This window comes from Streptomyces sp. TRM64462, assembly GCF_013362995.1.
Lineage (GTDB): Bacteria > Actinomycetota > Actinomycetes > Streptomycetales > Streptomycetaceae > Streptomyces.
The window spans coordinates 1-23,355 of sequence record NZ_JABWDV010000324.1 but is presented as its reverse complement, the minus strand read 5'-3'; the positions used below and the strand labels follow the sequence as shown (position 1 = coordinate 23,355).

The following is a 23,355-nucleotide window of genomic DNA, read 5'->3' as shown; positions in this document are numbered from 1 at the left end:
GGCCGGACGCCGATGGGGAAGGGGGACGGGGGACGGCGGATGGGCGGAGCTCAGCGGTTGAACGTCAGCCGCGGTGCCGCGTTGCGGGCGAGCGTGTGGGCCTGGTCGGGCCACCAGGTGCCGGCGGGCGGGTCGACGATGCCGTACTCGGGGTCGATCGTGCCGCCGGTGCCGCGGGTGCAGCTGCCGTCGGACTCGCCGGGGATCTTGATCCACAGGTAGGCGTCCACGAGGGGGACGCCGGTGTCGGCGGTGGGGCGCGGGCCGAGACCTCGGCCGGGGGCGTTGCACCAGGCCTCCGGGTCGCCGGTGTACTTGCCGGGTTCCGGGGTCCAGGCGCCCAGGCCGTTCCGGCTGGTGTCGATGACGAAGTGGTGCAGCTCGTCGGCCGGAGGGGCGCCGACGTTCTGGTCGTACCAGGCGTCGGTCCAGTGCCAGGTGGCGGGATCGGCCGAGTCGACGGCGTTGCCGGGGGCGCCGTCGTTGGGCGCGGCGGACGAGTGGTACTGCGTGGCGCACCGGGCGGTACGGCCGCCCACGTCCCCGGGGCCGCCGGTGGCGAACCGCAGACACTTGGAGATCCACGTGCCGTACCTGGCGTTGTGGTCCGTGGGATGGTTGTTGGACACGTTCAGGGAGAAGCCGTCGCCGTACTGGACCCCGGCGTCGTGCAGCCGCTCGGCCATGTCGCCGACGGACCGCCACTGGACGTTCCCCGCGTCCAGGTAGACGGCGGTACGGGGCCTGGCCTTCAGCGTCTTGACGGCGTATTCGAGGTCGGCGACGCGGGTGGCCGTGAGTTCGCCGGTCGGATCCTCGGCAGGCCCGCAGTCCTTGGGGAGGAGCGCCAGGCCGTCGGGCTCGACGATCACCACCGCCTTGTTGTCGCCGATGCCGGCGGCGAAGGCGTCGATCCACTGCCGGTAGGCGGCGGAGGACGCGGCTCCGCCGTTGGAGTACTGCGTGCAGTCCCGGCCGGGGACGTTGTAGGCGACCAGGAGGGGCGTTCGCTTCACGGCCTGAGCGCGGCGGACGAGCTTGTTCACCTTGGCGCGGACGTCCTTGGGCGTGCCCTCGGTGAACCACTCGGCCTGCGGCCAGCTCGCCATTCTGGCCATGTTGAGGCCGTTTGCGAAGTCGCCGTTCTTGAAGTCGGTGAAGGCCTGCTTCGCGGCCTTGCTGTGCGGCTCCACGTAGAACTTCGTGGACGGGGTGATGACGTCCTGCACGGGTGTGGGCCGCGCCTGGGCCTGCGGGGCGGTGAGGGCGGCGGCGCAGGCGGTGAGCGCCGCGATGAGGGCCGCCGCGCGGCGTCGGGGACTGCGGGTTCTCATGGTGCTCCTGGTCGGTGCGTGGGTCGGTGCGTGGATCGGTGGGCGGGTCGGTGCGGGGCAGTGGAGCCGGTAGGGGCGGGCGGGATCAGTAGCCGAAGATCATCTTGTAGGCCACCTCAGGGAGGAACTGTCCGGCCGAGGACCCGGCTCCGACGCCGCAGTTGCCGTCGGACTCGCCCGGTGTCTTGATCCACAGGAGCATCTCGGCGCCTCCTCCCATCTGGGTCGGGGTGCCGATGCGGCGGCCGCCGGGGTTGCACCACTCGCCGTTGGAGCCGTTGCCGTTGCGGCTGGTGTCGACGACGAACGGCTTGGTGTAGCCGTAGCGGTTGCGGAGTTCGTTGTTGACGGCGTTGCCGTAGGCGGTGTTCTCGGCGGTGGTGAGGTAGTTCGAGATGTTGAGGGAGAAGCCGTGGGCGCCCCGGAGGCCGGCGTCGTGGAGGCGCCGGGCCATGGTCGCCGCGTCGATCCAGCGCGGGTTCCCGGCGTCCAGGTAGACCCAGGTGTTGGGCGCCTGGCGGCTGAACTGGGCGACGGCGTTGTTGAGCATGTTCTGCCGCTCGCGCACCTGGTGCTGCGTCAGGCAGCCGTAGTCCGCGATGGAGTCCGGTTCGAGGATCACGAGGGCGGGGCGGTTGCCTACGCCGCCCGCGAACTCGGCGATCCAGGTCGCGTAGGCGGCGGCCGAGGGGGCTCCTCCGGAGGAGTGCCCGCCGCAGGAGTCGCGGTTGTAGATGTTGTACGCGACGAGGACGGGCAGCTTGTCCGCGCGGTCCGCGGCACCCGCGTACGCCCCGGCGGCAGGGCCGATGGAGCCGCTCCAGGAGCCGAACCACCGCGCCATCGGGGTGTTGGCGAGCGACGTGTTGATCGAGGGGGCCCGGCCGTCGCCGGAGTTGGCGGCGACCCACCGCTTCGGGGTGGAATCGGGATCCACGTAGAACCCGCTGGTCATGCTGGTCGGATCGGCCGCGTGGGCGGACGGCGCGACGGCGAGTGCCAGCGGCACGGCGAAGAGTGCCGCGGCGAGGGCGCGGAGTCTGCGGCGCATGATGTACCTCGGTTTCCTTGCGGGGGATGCGCCGCACGGTCTCGTCCTGACGGTGCGGCGCGCTGAGGAAGTGCGGTGGTACGGCGTCCCGGTGCCGGTGGCGCATCGACCCGGAGCGACACGCCCTCGACCACGGACCTGTGGGACCGCTCCCACTGGAAGCGGTCCCAAGAGGCGTCCATGTGCCTCGGGGTGTGGCCCGTATCGTGTTGCCCGCTGTTCGACGTGTCAAGTGCCGCCGCGTAACTCGGACTTCACATGGCGGCCCGAAGGCTTTACAGTCTCGGAACTGGAAGCGCTCCCAGTCTTCGATCCTTGAGGGGTCGCAGGGCGACGCTTCTGTCCGGCCGCAAGGGAAAGGTGCATGGTTCATGGCAGAAGGTGTGCCACGCCGGCAGTCGACACTCGACGAGGTGGCCGAGCTGGCCGGTGTCTCGCGGTCGGTGGCCTCGCGTGTGCTCAACAACGCCCCGCACGTCAGCCGCGCCAAGCGCGAGGCGGTCGAACGGGCCGTCCATCGACTCGGCTACGTACCGAATCCGACCGCCCGCGCGCTGGCGACCCGTCAGACCGGTGCGGCCGCCCTGGTCGTGTCGGGAGAGGATCCGTCGATCTTCGCGGATCCGTTCTTCGCCCAGGTGATCGTGGGGGCCTCGGCGGCCCTGGAGGACGCCGATCTGCACCTGATGCTGTGCCTGGCCGCCTCCGACCGGGGCCGCAGGCGAGTGGAGCAGCTTCTTCGGTCGAAGGGTGCCGACGGCGTGATGCTGATGGCGCTGCGCGAGGACGATCCGCTGGCCCGCATGGCCCAGGAGGCGGAGATGCCCGTCGTGTTCGGCGGGCGCCCGGTCGGGTTGGAACCCCGGTGGTACGTGGACGTCGACAACGCCGGCGGAGCGCGCGTGGCGACCGAGCACCTGCTCTCGGCCGGCCGAACCCGTGTGGCCACGATCTGCGGGCGTCTGGACACCGAGGTCGGGCGCGCCCGATACCGCGGCTACCGGGACGCCATGCTGGCGGCGGGTCTCGATCCGTACCCGCCGGAGGCCGGGGACTTCACCGAGTCCAGCGGGGCCGCCGCCATGGCGGCACTGCTGACGCGCCACCCCGATGTGGACGGGGTGTTCGCCGCCAGCGACAACATGGGGGCGGGAGCGCTGCGCACGCTGCGGGAGGCCGGCCGCACGGTCCCCGATGACGTCGCCGTGGTCGGCTTCGACGACCTGGCCGTGGCCCGGATCGCCGATCCGCCGCTCACCACAATGCACCAGCCCATAGAGGGTCTCGGCAGGGAGATGGCGCGCATGCTCGTCGCGCTCGTCAACGGACAGGACCCCACCCCGCTGATCCTGCCCACGCGCCTGGTCACCCGCGCCAGCGCCTGACCAGACACCCCTGCCGTCCCTCCCCCGGCCGACGATCTCGACAGGCCGTCAAAGGGCCGGCAGCGTTTCGACACCATCTTTTGGGAGCGCTCCCAGTTCCGGAGAGCAGCCCTCAGCGATGTGCTCTCACCCCGGCCTTCGAAGGCCATCCCCCTGGGCCGACCGCCGACGAGGCGCCGCTCTGCCCGGCGTACCCCTCAACCCCGTTGACGCATCGAGGAGATGCCATGTCCCGCACGTCCGTGCCGCGCGTCCGTACCCGCTCCGCCGTACTCGCCTCCGCAGCCTTGGCCTTCGCGCTCGCCCTCACCGGCTGCTCGTCCTCCGACGACGGCTCCGCCTCCGCCTCCGCCGACGGGAAGATCACCCTGACTGTCGGCACCTTCGGGACCTTCGGGTACAAGGAGGCGGGTCTGTACGACGCGTACATGAAGCAGAACCCCGGCGTCATCATCAAGGAGAACCCGACGACCGTCGAGGGCAACTACTGGACGGCCCTGCAGACCCGGCTGTCCGGCGGCGGCCTCGACGACGTCCAGGCCCTCGAAGTCGGCCGTATATCCCTGGCCACATCCGAGGACCTCGCCGACGCCTTCGCCGACCTGTCCGACGCCCCCGGCGTCGACAAGAAGGACTACCTGCCGTGGAAGTGGGACCAGGCCACCACCGCCGACGGCAGAACGATCGGACTGGGCACCGACGTCGGCCCCATGGCCATCTGCTACCGCCAGGACCTGTTCAAGGCCGCCGGCCTGCCCTCGGACCCCGAGTCGGTCGGCAGGCTGTGGGCGGGTGACTGGGCGAAGTACGTCGAGGTGGGCAAGCAGTACCAGGCCAAGGCGCCCAAGGGCACCGCCTTCATGGACAGCGCCACCGGACTGTTCAACGCCGTCGTCGCCAGCAGCCCCGTCCAGTACTACAAGGACGGCAAGCTCGCCTACAAGGAATCGCCCGGCGTCAAGGCCGCCTGGGACCTGGCCGTCAAGGCCGTGGAGGGCAAGACCAGCCAGGGCCTGAAGATGTTCGACACCCCCTGGCAGACCGCGTTCGCCAAGTCCACCTTCGCCACCACCGTCTGCCCCTCCTGGCAGCAGGCCAACATCCAGCAGTTCTCCGGCCCCGGCAACAAGGGCAAGTGGAACGTCGCCCAGCCCCCGGCCGCCGGCAACTGGGGCGGCTCCTTCCTGGCCGTACCCGCGTCCGGCAAGCACGTCGACGAGGCCAAGAAGCTCGTGGCCTGGCTCACCGCGCCCGAGCAGCAGGCGAAGGTCTTCCAGAAGGTCGGCAACATCCCCGCCAACCAGGCCGCCTACGACCTGCCGGGCGTCGTCGACTACAAGAACCCCTACATCGGCCCCGACGCCGCCACCGGCCTGATCTTCTCCACCGCCGCCAAGGCCATCAAGCCCGCCGAGACGGGCCCGCGTGCGGGAGACCTCACCGGGGCGTTCAGCACCGGCGTCCTGCTCATGGAGCAGAACGGCAAGAGCCCGGAAGAGGCCTGGAACGCCACCGTCCGCCAGATCGACAGCACCATCCAGTAACCCTTCCCGCCTCTCCCGTCGCCCCCGCCTCTTCCGCCGCCCGCCGGCCGGCCGCCGCGGGGGAGTGGGCGGCCGGTCACCGGGGAGCCGGCCGCCCCCTCCCCGTACCGATGCGACCCGCCGTGACCACCGAAGGAACCCGCCCGTGGCCTCCACGACCGCACCCAGCCGCAACGGCCCCGCAGGCCCGCAGGACACCCAGCCGACCCCGGCCCGCCCGGACCGCCCGGACCGGCGATCGGACCGGCGATCGGCCTGGCGCAGCCGCCTGCACCGCTGGGACACCAAAGGCACACCGTACGCCCTGGTGGCGCCGTTCTTCCTCGTCTTCGCCGCCTTCGGCCTCTTCCCGCTGCTCTACACCGGATGGCTCTCCTTCCACCGGGTGAGCCTGTACAACGTGGACCGCGCCGAATGGGTCGGCCTGCGCAACTACACGGACCTGTTCACCGGCCAGGTCAGCCACTACTTCTGGAACGCGCTCCTCAACACCTTCACCCTCGGCGTCCTGTCCACCGTCCCCCAGCTCCTGATGGCGCTGGGCCTCGCCCACCTGCTCAACTACCGGCTGCGCGCCCGCGGATTCCTGCGCACGGCGCTCCTCGCCCCGTACGCGACGTCCGTCGCCGCCGCCACCCTCGTCTTCGCCCTGATCTTCAGCCCCGAGGGCGGCATGGCCAACTGGATCCTCGGCCTGTTCGGCGCCGGACCCGTGCACTGGGAGGCCGGCCGCTGGAGCTCGCAGTTCGCGATCTCCGTGATCGTCACCTGGCGCTGGACCGGCTACAACGCCCTGATCTACCTCGCGGCCATGCAGGCCGTGCCGCGCGAACTGTACGAGGCCGCCGCCCTGGACGGCGCCAACCGCTGGCAACAGTTCCTGCACGTCACCATCCCCGCCCTGCGCCCCACGATCCTCTTCACGGTGATCCTCTCGACCATCGGAGCCACCCAGCTCTTCGGCGAGCCCTACCTGTTCGGCGGCCAGAGCGGCCACCAGGGCGGCACCGACCACCAGTACGAGACCCTCGGGATCCTCATGTACGACCAGGGCTTCCACTCCAGCATGCTCGGGCGCGCCAGCGCGGTCGCCTGGATCATGTTCGGCCTGCTGCTGCTCATCGGGCTCGTCAACGCGCTGATCACCCGCCGCCTGCGCGCCTCCCAGTGACGTGGAGTACGACATGACCACCACCGCATCCGTCCCCGACCGCCGTCACCCCCAGCCGCCGGCACGACCGCCCGCCCGCACCGCCCGTGCCTCACGTGCCTCACGTGCCGTCCGTGCCGGCAGGGCAGGCGGCCAGCACCGGGCCGGGCCGCTCGCCAAGATCGTCCTGGGACTCGCTGCGCTGGCGTCCCTGTTCCCGCTGTACTGGACGCTGGTCGCGGCGTCCACCGACAGCCACGCGGTCGTCTCCAGCCCGCCGCCGATGCTGCCCGGCGGCAACCTGTTCGACAACCTCACCTACGTGTGGCACAACGCCGGCGGCCGCGGCATGGGTGTCGCCCTGCTCAACTCCACGCTCGTCGCCGGAACCGTCACCGTCAGCACGGTGACCTTCTCCGTCCTCGCGGGTTTCGCCTTCGCCAAACTCCGCTTCCGCGGCATGAAGGTCCTGCTCGGCCTGGTCCTGTCCACCCTCGCCGTGCCCGCGCAGCTCAGCGTCGTACCGCTGTTCATCCTGACCAAGAACCTGGGGCTGAACAATCACCTCGGTGCGCTGATCCTGCCCGTGCTGGTCACCGCCTTCGGTGTCTTCTTCATGCGCCAGTTCCTCTCGCAGGCCCTGCCCACCGAACTCCTGGAGGCCGCACGCGTCGACGGCGCCAACTCCCTGCGCGTCATCTGGCACGTCGTCTTCCCCGTCGCCCGGCCGGCGATGGCGGTCCTGGGCATGCTGACCTTCGTCCAGTCCTGGAACGACTTCCTGTGGCCGATCATCGTCATGAACGGCTCCACCAACCCCACCGTCCAGGTCGCCCTCGCCGGACTGGGCACCGGCTGGTCCACCGACTGGTCCGTCATCACCGCCGGAGCACTCATGGGCACCCTGCCCCTCCTCCTGGTCTTCGCACTCTTCGGCCGTCACATCGTCGGCGGCATCACGCAGGGCGCGATCAAGGGCTGACGCCGCCCTCATCTCATCTCCTCTCCGTCCTCCCGCACCAGCTGCCCAAGGAGCACTTCAGCATGTCCGCAACCCCCGTCACCGCCCCGGCCTCCACCGCCGTCGACCGGCTGCACTTCCCGCCCGGCTTCCTGTGGGGCGCGGCCACCGCCGCCTACCAGGTGGAGGGTGCCGCGGCCGAGGACGGCCGCACCCCCTCCATCTGGGACACCTTCTCCCACACCCCCGGCAAGGTCGTGAACGGCGACACCGGCGACATCGCCTGCGACCACTACCGCCGCTACCGCACCGACGTCACCCTGATGTCCCATCTCGGCCTCCAGGCCTACCGCTTCTCCCTTTCCTGGCCTCGTGTCCAGCCCGGCGGCCGGGGCCCCGCCAACCCCGCCGGCCTCGACTTCTACCGCCGACTCGTCGACGAACTCCTCGGCGCCGGCATCCAGCCCGTCGCCACCCTGTACCACTGGGACCTTCCCCAGGCACGGGAGGACGCGGGTGGCTGGACGGTGCGCGAGACCGCCGAACGCTTCGGCGAGTACGCCGCCCTGGTCGCCGACGCCCTCGGCGACCGAGTCGCCCTGTGGACCACCCTCAACGAACCGTGGTGCTCGGCCTTCCTCGGCTACGGCTCCGGCGTCCACGCCCCCGGACGCACGGACCCCGCCCTCGCCCTGCGCGCCGCCCACCACCTCAACCTCGCCCACGGCCGCGCCACCGCCGCCCTGCGTGCGGCACTGCCCGCCCACGCCCAGGTCGCCGTCACCCTCAACCTCCACCAGGTACGGGCGCTCACCTCCGGCCCCGCCGACCTCGACGCGGCCCGCCGCATCGACGCCGTCGGCAACCGGATCTTCACGGGGCCGATGCTCTCCGGCGGCTACCCCGCCGACCTGCTGGCCGACACCGCTCACCTCGTCGACTGGAACAGCCTCGTCAAGCCCGGGGACGAGGCCGCCATCGGTGCCCCCATCGACCTCCTCGGCATCAACTACTACACGCCGACCGTCGTCTCCGCCCCCACCCCGCACGCCACCGCTGCCAACCACGCCCACGGCGAGAGCCCCCACTCTCCCTGGCCCGGCTCCGAGTACGTCAACTTCCACCTCCCGCAAGGCGACACCACCGACATGGGCTGGGCCATCGACCCCACCGGCCTGTACGACCTCCTCATGGCCACCTCCCGCGCCCATCCCGGTCTTCCCCTGGCGATCACCGAGAACGGCGGTGCCTTCCCCGACATCCCCACGGCAGACGGCCAGATCCACGACCACGACCGGATCGACTACCTCCACCGGCACCTCGCCGCCGTCCACCAGGCCATCGCCGACGGTGCCGACGTGCGCGGCTACTTCCTCTGGTCCCTGCTCGACAACTTCGAGTGGGCGTACGGATACGAGAAGCGCTTCGGAGCCGTCCACGTCGACTACGCGACCCAGCTGCGTACCCCGAAGGCCAGTGCCCGCTGGTACGCCAGGGTCATCGGCGCGAACGCGATCCCGGGTCTCTGAGGCATCTGTTGACGGTGGGGAGGCGCACCAATAGTGTGCGCCGGAGATCTCCGAGCTGTCGACCGTTGTTCGGTATTTCGTGAATTGGAAGCGCTCCCAGGCGGACAGTCCCGATCGGTGATGAAGGAGAGAGGGTTGACATGCGCGCTACATTCAACCTCGCCAGGCGAAGGCCCGGCAGGTGGACGGCAGTGCTCACCGCGGTGGGCGCCCTGCTGGCCGCGCTGCTGACGGGCGTGGGCGCCGCCGGGACGGCGCAGGCGGCGACCGTGGATACGAACGCGTGGTACGTGCTGGTCAACCGGGGCAGCGGCAAGGCGCTCGACATCTCCGGCGCGGCCACCGGCGACGGCGCGGCCGTCCAGCAGTGGACCCGCCACGACGGGCCCAACCAGCGGTTCCAGTTCGTCGACTCGGGCGGCGGCTACTACCGGCTCAAGGCACAGCACTCCGGCAAGGTGCTGGACGTGTACAGCCACTCCACCGCCGACGGCGCGGACATCGTGCAGTGGAGCGACCTGGGCGGCACCAACCAGCAGTTCCGGCTCGCCGACTCCCCGGAGGGCCACGTCCGGCTGGTCAACCGGGGCAGCGGCAAGGCCGTCGAGGTACAGGGCGGCTCCACCGCGGACGGCGCCAAGGCCGTCCAGTACACCGACTGGGGCGGAGCCAACCAGCAGTGGCGACTCGTCCGCGTGACGGGAGTGCTGGCGCAGGTGCACACCGCCGGGCGGGTCAAGGACAGCGGAAACACGGTGCGGTACAGCTGGCCGGGCGTGTACTTCGAGGGCACCGTCAGGGGCACCGGCGTGGGCGTCGTGCTCAACGACTCGGCCGCCGACTACGACGTCCAGGTCGACGGCGTCACCGTGGCCACGCTCATCACACCCGGCAACACCACACATTGGATCAACGGCCTGTCCAACAACACGCACACCGTCCGGCTCGTCAAACGCAACGACACCCCAGGGGACACCAGCACGTTCGGAGGCTTCGTCGCCGCACCCGGCGGGGCCGTACTGGGCAAACCGACGGCCCGCAGCCGCCAGATCGAGTTCATCGGGGACTCCCTCACGGTGGGCTACGGCAACCTCTCGACCTCCCGCACCTGCACCTGGGACCAGGTCAGGCGGACCACCAACGCCGACGTGAGCTACGGCGCCCTCACCGCCCGGCGGCTGAACGCCGACTACCAGCTCAACGCCTATTCGGGCCTCGGCATGGTGCGCAACTACAACGGACACTCACCGGACATCACCTACCGGACCTTCTACGACCGTGCCCTGCTGAACGTGTCCGGCGACGTCTGGCAGAACCCGGGCACCTGGCGCCCCCAGGTCGTGGTGGTCAACCTCGGCACCAACGACTTCTCGACCGCCGTCAACCCCGGTGAGCCGTGGACGCCCGACAGTCTCGCCGCCGGCTACCGCACCGCCTACGGCGACTTCCTCCAGAAGCTCCGGACGCGCTACGGGGCCGGCACGACCATCGTGGCGGTCGGCGCCGGCCAGTTCGCCGGCCATGTCCAGCAGGTGGTCAAGACGCGCAACGACGCAGGCGACAGCGGGGTCCGCTACTGGTTCCTCGACGGCTCGGACCTGGACTTCCTGGGCTGCGACTGGCACTACTCGGCCCGCGACGACCGCCTCATCGCCGACCGGCTCACCTCGTTCCTCGCCGGCCTGCCGATAGGCTGGTGACGGCACCGACCAGAGCGTGCCGGGGCTCAGCCGGAGACCGGGGTGAGCACCACGAAGTCCGCGTTCGACGGGTCGAGGCAGACGGCCAGTCGGCCGACTCCCTCCGCGTCCTCCGGTCCCATCTGCACGCTGCCGCCGTTCTCGGTGACCTTGCGGACCGTGGCGTCGCAGTCGGTGACATGGAAGACCGGGTGCCAGTACGGCCGTCCGTTCGTCAGGGCGAGGTTCTCCTTGGGGAGTTCCATGAGGCCGCCGTGCATGCGCTCCTCGGGAAGCCCGGCGGGGGTGATGAGGGAGTACGTGCCCCCGCCACCGGGCAGCTCCATGTCACTGAACTGCCAGCCGAAGATGCCGCCGTAGAACTCCTTCGCGGCCGCGGCGTCGCTCGTGTACAGCTCGGTCCAGGACAGGGAGCCCGGCTGGTCCACCAGCTCGACGCCCTTGTTCGTTCCCGGCTGCCAGACGGCGAACTGACCTCCCAGCGGGTCGCTGTACTGCGCCATTCGGCCCCATTCGTCGAGGTCCGTCGGTGCCACCCGCACCGTGCCGCCGGCGCGCTCGACGGCCTGGGTCGTGGCGTCCGCGTCGGTGACGCTGTAGTAGATCATCCAGGCCGAGCGGGCCCCCTCTTCGGTGAGCTTGCCGAGGCCGGCGACGTTCTTGCCGTCTCTGCGGAACATGCCGCCTTCCATGTCTCCACCCTCGCCCATGGACTCGTAGTCCCATCCGAGCACGGTGCCGTAGAAGGCCGCGGCGGCACGGATGTCGGGGGCGCCGAGGTCGAGCCAGCAGGGCGAACCGGGTGCGAAGTCCGTGGTGATCACGGTGATGACTCCCTTCCGTGGATCTTGTGTGAACCCAGCGTGACACCGGGAACCGGCCTTCGCCCGTCGACATCGGTGCGCCGGCGCGCGGCGGGGGTTGTTCGTGCCCGCGAACGTTTCGGAAGGCGAATTATGTGCGGGGGGTATTGACGGTGATCAACGGGTCTCTCATTATCCAGTTGCTCGATACTTCGACCCTTGTTCGGTATTGCGAATAGTCAGGGTGCCCGCACCACACCGACTGGATGACGAGGTCCCGCATGCGCAGACACAGTTTCAGCCGCAGACGTCCGTCTGCGGTGCTCGCCGCCGCGGTCGCGACCATGGCCGCCTTGGCGGCGATGCTCGTAGCCGGCCCGGCTCAGGCGGCCGCCAGCGGCGCCTTACGCGGCGTTGGTTCCGACCGGTGTCTCGATGTGCCGAACGCCGGCCAGACCGACGGCACGAACCTGCACATCTGGGACTGCCACGGCGGGACCAACCAGCAGTGGACACTGACGGACGACAACCGGCTGACCGTGTACGGCAACAAGTGCCTGGACGTTCCGGGCGGCGCCACCTCGGCCGGGACCCGGCCGGTGATCTGGAGCTGTAACGGCGGCGCGAACCAGCAGTGGCGGGTCAACGCCGACGGCGCGATCGTCGCCGTGGAGTCCGGGCTGTGCCTGGACGTTTCGGGCGCCGGTACGGCCAACGGCACGGCGGTGCAGCTCTGGGCGTGCAACGGCGGCAGCAACCAGAAGTGGACCGGCCTGCCCGGGACGTCGCCCACGTGTTCTCTTCCGTCGACATACCAGTGGACGTCGACCGGCCCGCTGGCCCAGCCGGCGAACGGATGGGCCGCGCTGAAGGACTTCACCACCGTGCCGTACAACGGTCAGAACCTGGTCTACGCGACCACTTCTGCGCCCACTCCTGACGGATCGTCGTGGGGCACGATGGCGTTCCGCCCCTTCACGAACTGGTCGGACATGGCGACGGCCACCCAGACCGGGATGAACCAGGGCACCGCGGTGGCGCCCAAACTGTTCTACCTCTCGACCAAGAACATCTGGGTGCTGGCATCGAACGGGTGGGGTACCCCCTGGCCCTTCACCTACCGCACGTCCAGCGACCCCACCGACCCCAACGGCTGGTCCGCCCCGCAGCCGCTGTTCACCGGCAGCCTCCCCGTAGGCGGCCCGATCGACCCGACCCTGATCGCCGACGACCAGAACATGTACCTGTTCTTCGCCGATGACCTCGGCGGCATCTACAGGTCGACCATGCCGCTCGGGAACTTCCCGGCCGGCTTCGGCTCGTCGTACACGAAGATCATGAGCGACACGGTGAAGAACCTGTTCGAGGCGCCGGAGGTCTACAAGGTCCAGGGCCAGAACCAGTACCTCATGATCGTCGAGGCTCGGGGTGTGACTGAGCACCGCTTCTTCCGCTCGTTCACCGCCTCCAGCCTGAACGGTCCGTGGACCCCGCAGGCCGCCACCGAGAGCAACCCCTTCGCGGGCAAGGCCAACAGCAATGCCACCTGGACCAACGACATCAGCCACGGTGACCTGATCCGCGTCAATGCCGACCAGACCATGACCATCGACCCCTGCAACCTGCGGTTCCTCTACCAGGGCCGCAGCCCCGACACTCCACAAGGCACCCCCTACGGGCTACTGCCGTACCGGCCGGGCCTCCTGACCCTGCAGCGCTGATCCGCGCGCACATGATCACCAGCTCGTGACCGTTCCCCTCAGGCCCGCACAGCGGCTTCCGTTGTGCGGGCCAGGAAGGACCACCCCCATGGTTCCCTTACACAGACGACTGCTGCGTCTCCTCGCGGCCACCGCACTGACGCTCACCGCCTGCGTCACCGCCTCCGCCGGAACGACCGCCACGGCTGCCACGGCCGCGCCGGGCAGCCCCGCGCTCACCCCGCCCATGGGCTGGAACAGCTGGAACAGCTTCGGATGCGGGATCACCGAGGCACAGGTCCGCCAGGCCGCCGACGCGATGGTGTCCTCGGGCATGAAGGACGCCGGCTACCAGTACGTCGTCGTCGACGACTGCTGGTTCGACCCGCAGCGCGACGCGGCGGGCAACCTCCGGGCCAACCCGACCAAGTTCCCCAGCGGCATGAAGGCGCTCGGGGACTACATCCACAGCAAGGGCCTGAAGTTCGGCATCTACCAGGCGCCCAACGAGAAAACCTGCGCGCAGGGCGTGGGCACCTACCCCGGCTCCACGGGCAGCAAGGGGCACGAGGCCCAGGACGCCGCCACGTTCGCCGCCTGGGGCGTCGACTACCTCAAGTACGACTGGTGCTCCGGCAGCGGCACCCTCAGCGAGCAGGTCGAGCGGTTCACCCTCATGCGCGACGCCCTGCGCGCCACCGGCCGCCCGATCGTCTACAGCATCAACCCCAACAGCTTCCACGCCCCCACCGGCGACAAGTACAACTGGGGCCAGGTCGCCGACCTCTGGCGGACGACCGAGGACCTGCTCGACATCTGGCAGAACAACAACACCAACAGCTACCCGATGGGCGTCGGCAACGTCCTGGACGTCACCGCGCCCCTGGCCGCGCAGTCGGGTCCGGGCCACTGGAACGACCCGGACATGCTGGTCGTCGGCCGCCCCGGCCTGTCACTGACCGAGTCCCGCTCCCACTTCGCCCTGTGGGCGCTGATGGCGGCCCCGCTCATGGCCGGCAACGACATCCGCACCATGTCCGCCGACGTGAGCGCCATCCTGCGCAACCCCCGCCTGGTCGCGGTGAACCAGGACCCGCTGGGCGCGGGCGGCCGCAAGGTGCGCGACGACGGCAGCACCGAGGTGTTCGCCAAGCCCCTGTCCGACGGCTCGGTCGCCGTGGGCCTGTTCAACCGGAGTGACAGCACCACGACCATCACCGCCACGGCCGCCCAGGTCGGCCTCACCGGCGGGCCGTTCACCCTCACCGACCTGTGGACCGGCGGCACGTCCAGCACGTCCGGGCAGGTCACCGCGAGCGTACCCGCGCACGGTGTCGCCGTGTTCAAGATGACCGGCGGGAGCCCGCTGGCCGCCACCACCGCACGCCTGCGCGGTACCGGGTCAGGCCGCTGCCTGGACGTGGACCGCGCCTCCACCGCGGCCGGGACGCAGGCGCTGATCTGGGACTGCCACACCGCCGCCAACCAGCTCTGGACCACGTGGGCCGGAGGCGAGATCCGCGTCTACGGCGACAAGTGCCTGGACGCCTCCGACCAGGGCACCACCAACGGCACGCCGGTCATCATCTGGCCCTGCAACGGCCAGAACAACCAGAAGTGGACCACGCAGGCCGACGGGTCGATCCGCAACGTCCACGCCGGTCTGTGCCTCGACGCAAACAGGGCCGGAACCGCCAACGGGACCCCCATCATCCTGTGGACCTGCAACGGCCAGAACAACCAGAAGTGGACCACGCTCCCGTAACCCGCGACGGCGATCAGCCCCGCTGATTCAGCAATCACGCGCAGAAGAGAGGGAACTCCATGAGAAGGTCTTGGATCCGACCCCTGATCACGCTTGTCGCCGCCGTGCTCGGGGTCACAGCGGCAGGGGTGGCCCCTGCCTCCGCCGCCTCCGACACGCCTCTGCGGGTCATGCCGTTGGGCGACTCGATAACCTGGGGCGTGGGAAGCAGTACGGGCAACGGCTACCGGGCGCCGTTGTGGGACAGGCTCGCGGCGGACGGCCACCCGCTGGACTTCGCGGGCACCTTGCGGGGCGGCTCGATGCCCGACCCGGACAACCAGGGCCACTCGGGATACCGCATCGACCAGATCGCCGCACTCGCCGACGCCTCGCTCACCCGCTACCGACCCAATGTCGTGACGCTGCACATCGGCACCAACGACCTCAACGGCTCCTACCAGGTCTCCACCGCCACCGCCCGGCTGAAGTCCCTGGTCGGCCAGATCACCGCCGCCGCCCCCGACGCGACCGTCCTCGTGGCCTCCCTGGTCGTGTCCACCAGCGCCACGGAGGAGCAGCACCGGGGCGCGTACAACCAGGCCATCCCCCACATCGTCAGGGAAGCACAGGCCGCGGGCAAACGCGTCGCATACGTCGACATGAGCAGCCTGACCACGGCCGACCTGGCCGACGCCCTGCACCCCAACGACACCGGCTACCAGAAGATGGCCGACGCCTTCCACCGCGGCGTCCAGGCCGCGGACAGCGCGGGGTGGCTGAGGAACCCGGCCCCCGCCCCCGCACGCGTACAGTCCGGAATCGCCGGGAAATGCATGGACGTCAAGGGCGTCGGCACCGCCGACGGGACCGCCGTGCAGACGTGGAGCTGCGGCGACGGCGCCAACCAGTTCTGGTCCGCCTACACCGACGGCACCCTGCGCTCCATGGGCAAGTGCCTCGACGCCTCCGGCGGGGGCACCGCCAACGGCACCAAGGTGCAGCTCTGGTCCTGCCACGGCGGCGCCAACCAGGTGTGGCAGCCCTACAACGGCGGCTACCGCAACCCCGCATCCGGCCGCTGCCTCGACGTCCCGGGCTTCTCCACGGCCGACGGCACGCAGCTCCACCTGTGGGACTGCCACGGCGGCTCCAACCAGAAGTGGACCACCCTGACCGCCGGATGACCGCCGGACGCATCCGTGCCGCCCGGCGTCATGACAGCCTGGTCACTTCGGCGCACTCCCGCGCTGCCGCAGGCGGCACCGTTCAGATCACCGCCCGCCGTCTGCGGGTGGCCTCCGAGGAACTGCGGCGTCACCTTCCCCGGACCCGCTGCGGTGCCGACGGCCTGATGACCCGGCGCCACCGGGTCGAGGCCGGCGCGCGTACGAGCGGTGCTCGGCGTGTTGGAGAACATGCGACTCGCGGTCAGGCGAAACTGGTGGACCCGTCCGACGGCCACGACGGTCCGGACCGTCCCGGGCAGCGCGAGCCCGCCCGGGATCCGGGACAGCCCCCCACCTCACCAAGGAGCTACGGATGCCCGAGCCTGGGCTTTCCCCTCTGCAGCCGAGCCTGCCCGCCGCCCGCGCCCACACCTTCGGGGCCGAGGGTGCGTGGCCCGACCTGCCGGGCCCGCCCTCCGTCCCCGTCCCCCCGACAGGGCCCGAGCACGCCGTCGGCGCCGTCGCGGTGGGGCGAACGGGCCCCGCACCGGAAGGGATCCTGCGCGGCCCCAGCGGTCTGGGCACGGCGGGCCTGCACCTGGTCCGGCGCGAGGAGTCGCCGGAGCCGGCGGCGCCCGAGTCGGCGCCGGAGGGCAACGCGATCCCGGGCCTCTACCACCACCCGGTGCCGGAGCCGGATCAGGCGCGGGTGGCGGAGGTCAGCCGCAGGATCAAGGCATGGGCGGTGGACGAGGCCCAGGTGTACCCCCCGGAGTGGGAGGACCAGTTCGACGGCTTCTCCGTCGGCCGCTACATGGTCGCCTGCCACCCGGACGCGCCGACCGTCGACCACCTGATGGTCGCCGCGCGCCTGATGGTCGCCGAGAACGCGGTCGACGACTGCTACTGCGAGGATCACGGCGGCTCGCCCGTCGGTCTCGGCAGCCGCCTTCTGCTGGCGCACACGGCTCTCGACCCGCTGCACACGACGAAGGAGTACGCGCCGGAGTGGGCGGAGTCGCTCCAGTCGGACGCCCCCCGGCGCGCGTACCGCTCCGCCATGGAGTACTTCGTCCAGCAGGCCACGCCCTCCCAGGCCGACCGGTTCCGGCACGACATGGCCCGGCTGCACATGGGGTACCTCGCCGAGGCCGCATGGGCCGAGACGGAGCACGTTCCCGAGGTGTGGGAGTACCTGGCGATGCGCCAGTTCAACAACTTCCGCCCCTGTCCCACCATCACGGACACCGTCGGCGGATACGAGCTGCCGGCCGACCTGCACGCCCGGCCCGACATGCAGCGGGTCATCGCGCTCGCCGGCAACGCGACCACCATCGTCAACGACCTCTACTCGTACACCAAGGAACTGGCAAGCCCCGGCCGGCACCTGAACCTGCCCGTGGTGATCGCCGAACGGGAGAAGTGCTCCGAACGGGACGCCTACCTGAAGGCCGTCGAGGTCCACAACGAGCTCATGCACGACTTCGAGGCCGCAGCGGCCGACCTCGCCGCCGCCTGCCCCGTCCCGAGCGTGCTGCGCTTCCTGCGGGGCGTGGCCGTGTGGGTCGACGGCAACCACTACTGGCACCAGACCAACACCTACCGCTACAGCCTGCCCGACTTCTGGTAGGGGGCATTCCCGGCCGCTCGCCTCCGCGCTCTTGCCTATGATGTGCAGGTGAGTGGTTACTGCATCCGGGCCGCGACCGTGGACGACGTGGACGAGGCGCGGGCGGTGATGCTCGACGCCGTCTACCGGGACTTCGGAACCGGGTACGTGCCGCGCTGGCACGGCGACATCATCGACCCGGTGGCCTTCTACCTGGCCCCGCCGCGGCACACACTGCTCGTGGCCGTCGACGTCCGTGACGGGACGGTCGCGGCCACGGCCGCGTTGGATGCGCGAGGTCCGGCGCACCCGCCGAGCCCGAGCTGGCTGGCCGAGAGGTATCCGTCAGGCGAGACCGGGCAGTTGCGGCGGGTGTACGTACGCCCGGAGCACCGGCGTCGGGGCCTGGCCGGGCGACTGGTCGCGGGACTGGTGGAGTTCGCGAAGGCGGACGGCGGTTACCGCTCGCTGTACCTGCACACGTACCCGCACTCGCCAGGCGCGATGGGGCTGTGGCGGTCGCTGGGGAAGGTGGTCTGCGACGAGCGGACGGACGTGCCCGGCGGCGGAACCGGGGTCGTGCACTTCGAGATCCCGGTCCTTTAGGTGACGAGTGGGTGACAAGAAGATCCGGAGATGTCCCGGTCGGCCGACGAGCCGCCGACCGGGACATCGGGCTCAGCGGAGGTCGAACCGGTCGAGGTTCATCACCTTGTCCCACGCCGCCACGAAGTCACGCACGAACTTGTCCGCCGCGTCCCTGGACGCGTAGACCTCCGAGACGGCTCGGAGCTGGGAGTGCGAACCGAAGACCAGGTCGACGGCGGTGGCGGTCCACTTGAGGTCACCCGTGGCGCGATCCCGGCCTTCGAACACGTTCTCAGCCGACGTCGACGCCTTCCACTCCGTGCCCATGTCGAGCAGGTTGACGAAGAAGTCATTGGTCAACGCCTCCGGCCGGTCAGTGAGGACGCCGTGCGGGGATCGGTTGAACCCGGTGTTCAGGGCCCGCATGCCGCCGATCAGAACCGTCATCTCGGGAGCGGTCAGCGTCAACAGGTTGGCACGGTCCAGCAGGAGGGTCTCCGGCGACAGCTTCTCTCCCGCCCGGAGGTAGTTGCGGAACCCGTCCGCCTTGGGTTCGAGCACCGCGAACGACTCCACGTCGGTCTGCTCCTGCGTGGCGTCCGTGCGTCCCGGCGCGAACGGCACCGTGATGTCGTGCCCGGCGTTCTTCGCCGCCTGCTCGACGGCCGCGCACCCGCCCAGGACGATCAGGTCGGCGAGTGAGACCTTCTTCCCGCCGGTCTGCGAGGCATTGAAGTCCTGCTGGACCTGTTCGAGGGTGCGCAGCACCTCGGCCACCTCGGGGAGAGCGTTGACCTCCCAGTCCCTCTGCGGCGCGAGCCGAATCCGTGCCCCGTTTGCCCCGCCGCGCTTGTCGGTGCCGCGGAAGCTCGCCGCCGACGCCCAAGCGGTCGCGGCCAGCTGGGAGACGGAGAGCCCAGAGTCGAGGATCCTGCCCTTGAGGGCGGCGACATCCGCGTCCGCGACCAGTTCGTGATCGACCTCGGGGACGGGGTCCTGCCACAGCTGCGGCTCGGGAATCCACGGGCCCAGGTACCGCGACACGGGTCCCATGTCGCGGTGCAGCAGCTTGTACCACGCCTTGGCGAACGCCACCGCGAGCTTCTCCGGGTTCTGGTGGAAGCTCCTCGCGATCGGCCCGTACACCGGATCCGACTTCAGCGCGAGGTCCGTCGTCAGCATCATCGGAGCGTGCCGCTTCGACGGATCATGAGCATCGGGCACCGTGCCCTGGGCCGACGGATCCGTGGGCGTCCACTGCTTCGCACCGGCGGGACTCGTCGTCAGCTCCCAGTCGTACCCGAACAGGTTGTCCAGGTATCCGTTGTCCCACTTCGTCGGCTCGGAGGTCCATGCGCCCTCCAGCCCACTGGTGAGCGCGTCGGCGCCCTTGCCGCTGCCGTACGTGTTCCTCCAGCCGAGACCCTGCTGCTCGATGGGACAGGCCTCGGGTTCCGGGCCGATGTACTGGACATCGACCGCACCATGACATTTGCCGAACGTGTGGCCGCCGACGATGAGTGCGACCGTCTCCTCGTCGTTCATCGCCATACGGCCGAATGTCTCGCGAATGTCCCGGGCGGCCGCCAGCGGATCCGGATTTCCGTTGGGCCCTTCCGGATTCACATAGATCAGGCCCATCTGCACGGCGCCGAAAGGACCGGCGAGTTCTCTGTCGCCGCTGTAGCGCTCATCTCCGAGCCATGTGTCCTCGGGCCCCCAGAAGATCTCCTCGGGCTCCCAGATGTCCTCGCGCCCGAAACCGAACCCGAACGTCTTGAACCCCATCGATTCCATGGCGCAGTTGCCCGCGAAAACCAGAAGATCGGCCCAGGAGATCTTCCGGCCGTACTTCTGCTTCACCGGCCAGAGCAGACGGCGTGCCTTGTCGAGGCTCGCGTTGTCCGGCCAGCTGTTGAGGGGCGCGAAGCGCTGAGCACCGCTGCCGCCACCGCCCCGGCCGTCGGCGATCCGGTAGGTTCCGGCGGCATGCCAGCTCATCCGGATGAAGAGCGGCCCGTAGTGTCCGTAGTCGGCCGGCCACCAGTCCTGGGACGCCGTCATCACGTCGAAGACGTCCTGCTTCAGCGCACCGAGGTCGAGGGTCGCGAATTCTTTCGCGTAGTCGAAGTCCTCGTCCATCGGATTGGAGCGGGACCAGTGCTGGTGGAGAACCTGAAGGTCGAGCTGATTCGGCCACCAGTCCCGGTTCGTCTTGGGTCGAGTCGCGGTGGGGGTCGGGGAGGGGATTGCCGGGTTCTCGCTTTCGCTGCCGGACACGTCCGTCCTTCTTTCTGTCTCGGTGCTTCCTTCTGCTGGCTGCCGCTCTCGACGTGGAAACGGCGTCCGTATGGTTGCGCACCGCAGACCGCACAGCTGAGAGAACACGCAGGGCACGACGGCGTAACAAGAACTCGGGCTCCGGGCCGCCGCTCAGAGTCCGACGACTCTGCCCTTCGCCGACAGCTCGTAGACGAGCGTGACCGTACGGCGGCCGCCCGGAGGGAGGGTGACGTCCCAGCGGGCGATGCCCTCGGCGTCGACCAGGTCGGGCGCCGGGGAGCAGGCCTCCTCGCGCAGGCGCACCTCCACCGCCGACACCTCGGAGACCGGGATCCGCTCCCGCAGGACGACCAGGCGTTCGTCGTGCTCGCCGGGGGCGGAGAACCGGGACAGATGCAGCCGCACCGTGCGGGTGACCACGGTCCGCTGGGTGATTCCGGCGGAGTCGCGGGACTCCTCGGCCTCCCGGACCACCCGGTGGTCGTCGCGGCTGCCGAAGGCCAGCTCGACGGGGGCGCCGGGGGCGGCGAAGTCGAGCGTGCCGCGGCCGCTGAACCCGCTGTCGCGCACCAGGTCCACGGGCCCGGCCAGCAGCGCGTGACCGGACCGGTTGTCGAACCGCACCACCTGGGTGACCAGCGGCGACAGCTCGGGTGAGCAGGCGTACTCGCTCCTCGCGCCCGTCGTGAAGACGGAGAGCGGCACCCGGTGGGCGCGGCCGTCCCCGGGCACGGAGACCGGCGCAGGGGCGCTCAGCACCCGCGCCTCGCCGCCGTCGTCCACTCCCGGAAGGCCGAGCACCGGTGCCGGACCGAGGTCCCCGATCTCCTCCTCGCGCAGCTCGACGTCGACCGTGCGGCGCTCCGCGGCGGAGCGGTCCTTGAGCGTCAGCCGGTCCTCGGCGAGCCGCGGTGGATCGGTGGCCACGGCCGACCGGGCCGTCGACAACGTCAGCCGTACGCCCGACCAGTCCTCGCCGGTGCGCTGCCAGACCATCGCCTCCGTCTCCAGCGTCAGGGAGTCCCCGTCGAGCACCGCCCGGTAGGCGGGCCGCCACAGCGCACACGGCGTGAGGTGGCTCAGGCACAGCCGGGCCGGCCCGGCAGCCGCGGCCTCCACGGTCAGCTCGACATGGCCGACCAGCTCGGCCGGCTCCTGCTCGGAGAGCTCCATGGCTCGCTCGTTCTCCCCGAGCTCGGCGGCGAGCGCGGCCAGCCGGGCCTCCACGGCGCGGAGTTCCTCGCCGTACGTGTCGCGCTCGGCGTCCACCCGGTCCAGTTCGCGGGCCCAGCGGGGCCCGTCGCACTCCCCGGAGCCGGCGCCTTCGCCGATCTCCCGCAGCAGATCGGCGGCGAGGCGGCCGAGCAGGTCGAGACGGGACCGCAGCCGGTCGCGTCGCTGCTCCAGGGTGAGCCGCTCCTCTTCGATGGCGTGGACGCGGTGGCGCAGGGCGGAGTCGTCGTCGGTGGACGGCAGCGGCCCGCGCGGCGTCCAGCTACGGACGATCCGCACGTCCAGCACGGTCGCCGGGTGATCGGCGGTCAGCTCGGCGTGGAGGGTACGGTCGACGGCCAGCGCACTGACCGGTCCCAGGCGCAGCCGCTGGACCCCGGCCGCCAGGTCGAGCGCGGCGGTGCGCTCGATGTGGGCGCGGTCCTCCAGGCAGGTGACGGCGGTGACGGGAAGGGCGATCGGCTTCGGGGCCGTGGACGGGGCCGTGGACGGGGGTGCGGGCGGGGCCGTGGACATGGCGTGTGTCAGCTCCTGCGGTTGCCGCCGACCAGGGCCTTGCCGGCCGGGATGCGGATCTCGTAGCCGCCGTCGAGGGCGGCGGTGCCGCCGGCGGGCAGGTCCACCCGCCAGACGCGGGTACCGGGTGCGTGCTGCTCGGGCCCTGCGCCCGTCTCGGGTGCCGTCCAGTCGGCACGTTCCTCGATCCGCACGTCCGGATCGGAGGTGACCGGCACCCGCTCGCGGACCTCGACGGTGACGGGCCTCGCGAGCCGGTTGGCCAGCTCCACGTGGACGCGGTGGTCCAGCACGGTGGTGTGGTTGCGCAGGCCCGAGGCCGACTCGTGGACGTTCGTACGGCGGGTGACCCGGATGCCCTCGGCCGGCCCGAGCCCCACCCGGCGGACCCCGCCGGGGGCGAGCGTGGGCAGCGCGGCGGTCAGCAGGAACTCGTCGTCGACGGTGACCTCCACCGGGCCGGCCAGCAGCGCCTGGCCGGTGGCGTTGGAGAGGACCGACGTCGCGTACACGGTCTGCTCGACGGACGGCACACAGACGTACTCGGTGCGCAGCCCGACCGGGATCTCGCCGACGGTGACGGTGTGCCAGGTGCCGTCCGACGGAATGTCGGCGCGGGCGGTGGCGTCGAAGCGGTGGTCGAAGGAGCCCGCCGACTCGCGGGGCCGGACGGCGTGCCCGGGCAGCGGCAGCGCGGCCACCGCCTCGGCGCGGCGGCGGTACTCGGCTGCCACCGCGTCGAAGGGCGAGTCGGGGAACAGCCGGCCCCTGCGATCTCCTCGCTCGTCGGGGCCGCACAGGACGAGGGCGGCGTAGTCGAGCTCGGCACCGCTCGGCTGCGGCGGACCGGCCACCGGAGCCGGAGACGGCAACGGAGCCGGAGACTGAGCCGGAGCCGGAGACGACGGTGGCGGAGCAGCCCGGCCGGGAGCCGCAGGTGCCATGGCGGCGGGAGGTCCCGCGAAGGACCCTCCGCCGGTACGTGGCCGGCCGCCGCCCGGCCGCGACCGGACCGGCTGTTCGAGGCCGGACGGCCCGCCGTAGCCCTGCGGTGCC

The 23,355-nt window shown here is 70.6% G+C and carries 17 protein-coding genes; 11 read left to right on the top strand and 6 right to left on the bottom strand.

Features of this window, described 5'->3' with window-relative positions:
• Positions 1–50: 50 nt before the first annotated feature.
• A complete protein-coding gene (locus tag HTZ82_RS16155; RefSeq protein ID WP_175410086.1) occupies positions 51–1,334 on the bottom strand; it encodes a glycoside hydrolase family 6 protein in 1,284 nt (427 codons plus the stop codon).
• Positions 1,335–1,419: 85 nt separating this feature from the next.
• Entirely contained in the window at positions 1,420–2,385 is a 966-nt protein-coding gene (locus HTZ82_RS16150) for a glycoside hydrolase family 6 protein (RefSeq protein WP_175410085.1), read from the bottom strand.
• Positions 2,386–2,756: 371 nt separating this feature from the next.
• On the opposite strand from HTZ82_RS16150, the gene HTZ82_RS16145 reads away from it, so the two are divergent.
• From HTZ82_RS16145 to HTZ82_RS16120, 6 genes are all read left to right on the top strand, one after another.
• Positions 2,757–3,770 carry a LacI family DNA-binding transcriptional regulator gene (locus HTZ82_RS16145; protein ID WP_175410084.1) on the top strand — a complete coding sequence of 338 codons (1,014 nt, stop codon included), beginning with the start codon at positions 2,757–2,759 and terminating at the stop codon, positions 3,768–3,770.
• A gap of 227 nt (positions 3,771–3,997) precedes the next feature.
• On the top strand, positions 3,998–5,314 hold the full coding sequence (locus HTZ82_RS16140; RefSeq protein WP_175410083.1) for an extracellular solute-binding protein: 1,317 nt from the start codon (positions 3,998–4,000) through the stop codon (positions 5,312–5,314).
• Positions 5,315–5,459: 145 nt separating this feature from the next.
• Positions 5,460–6,485 carry a carbohydrate ABC transporter permease gene (locus HTZ82_RS16135; protein WP_175410082.1) on the top strand — a complete coding sequence of 342 codons (1,026 nt, stop codon included), beginning with the start codon at positions 5,460–5,462 and terminating at the stop codon, positions 6,483–6,485.
• 13 nt (positions 6,486–6,498) lie between these two features.
• A complete protein-coding gene (locus HTZ82_RS16130) occupies positions 6,499–7,446 on the top strand; it encodes a carbohydrate ABC transporter permease (protein WP_175410081.1) in 948 nt (315 codons plus the stop codon).
• A 62-nt stretch (positions 7,447–7,508) separates the two neighbouring features.
• Positions 7,509–8,954 carry a GH1 family beta-glucosidase gene (locus HTZ82_RS16125; protein WP_175410080.1) on the top strand — a complete coding sequence of 482 codons (1,446 nt, stop codon included), beginning with the start codon at positions 7,509–7,511 and terminating at the stop codon, positions 8,952–8,954.
• A gap of 140 nt (positions 8,955–9,094) precedes the next feature.
• On the top strand, positions 9,095–10,654 hold the full coding sequence (locus tag HTZ82_RS16120; RefSeq protein WP_175410079.1) for an RICIN domain-containing protein: 1,560 nt from the start codon (positions 9,095–9,097) through the stop codon (positions 10,652–10,654).
• A 26-nt stretch (positions 10,655–10,680) separates the two neighbouring features.
• Here HTZ82_RS16120 and HTZ82_RS16115 read toward each other — a convergent pair whose 3' ends face one another.
• Positions 10,681–11,478 (bottom strand): VOC family protein, encoded by a 798-nt coding sequence (locus HTZ82_RS16115; RefSeq protein ID WP_175410078.1) that lies wholly within the window; start codon positions 11,476–11,478, stop codon positions 10,681–10,683.
• 260 nt (positions 11,479–11,738) lie between these two features.
• On the opposite strand from HTZ82_RS16115, the gene HTZ82_RS16110 reads away from it, so the two are divergent.
• From HTZ82_RS16110 to HTZ82_RS16090, 5 genes are all read left to right on the top strand, one after another.
• The gene (locus tag HTZ82_RS16110) at positions 11,739–13,178 is read left to right on the top strand and encodes a non-reducing end alpha-L-arabinofuranosidase family hydrolase (protein WP_175410077.1); all 1,440 of its coding nucleotides are present in this window, start codon (positions 11,739–11,741) and stop codon (positions 13,176–13,178) included.
• A gap of 88 nt (positions 13,179–13,266) precedes the next feature.
• On the top strand, positions 13,267–14,922 hold the full coding sequence (locus HTZ82_RS16105) for an RICIN domain-containing protein (RefSeq protein ID WP_175410076.1): 1,656 nt from the start codon (positions 13,267–13,269) through the stop codon (positions 14,920–14,922).
• A 59-nt stretch (positions 14,923–14,981) separates the two neighbouring features.
• On the top strand, positions 14,982–16,088 hold the full coding sequence (locus HTZ82_RS16100) for a ricin-type beta-trefoil lectin domain protein (protein WP_175410075.1): 1,107 nt from the start codon (positions 14,982–14,984) through the stop codon (positions 16,086–16,088).
• Between the two features lie 355 nt (positions 16,089–16,443).
• Entirely contained in the window at positions 16,444–17,700 is a 1,257-nt protein-coding gene (locus HTZ82_RS16095; RefSeq protein ID WP_175410074.1) for a family 2 encapsulin nanocompartment cargo protein terpene cyclase, read from the top strand.
• 48 nt (positions 17,701–17,748) lie between these two features.
• Positions 17,749–18,285 carry a GNAT family N-acetyltransferase gene (locus tag HTZ82_RS16090; protein ID WP_175410073.1) on the top strand — a complete coding sequence of 179 codons (537 nt, stop codon included), beginning with the start codon at positions 17,749–17,751 and terminating at the stop codon, positions 18,283–18,285.
• Between the two features lie 72 nt (positions 18,286–18,357).
• Here the strand turns inward: HTZ82_RS16090 and katG are convergent, their stop codons facing one another.
• The 3 genes from katG to HTZ82_RS16075 form a co-directional block, all read right to left on the bottom strand.
• A complete protein-coding gene (gene katG / locus HTZ82_RS16085) occupies positions 18,358–20,547 on the bottom strand; it encodes a catalase/peroxidase HPI (RefSeq protein WP_175410072.1) in 2,190 nt (729 codons plus the stop codon).
• A gap of 153 nt (positions 20,548–20,700) precedes the next feature.
• On the bottom strand, positions 20,701–22,299 hold the full coding sequence (locus HTZ82_RS16080; RefSeq protein ID WP_175410071.1) for a DUF4139 domain-containing protein: 1,599 nt from the start codon (positions 22,297–22,299) through the stop codon (positions 20,701–20,703).
• Positions 22,300–22,307: 8 nt separating this feature from the next.
• On the bottom strand, positions 22,308–23,355 hold a 1,048-nt coding region (locus HTZ82_RS16075), incomplete at its 5' end, for a DUF4139 domain-containing protein (protein WP_175410070.1).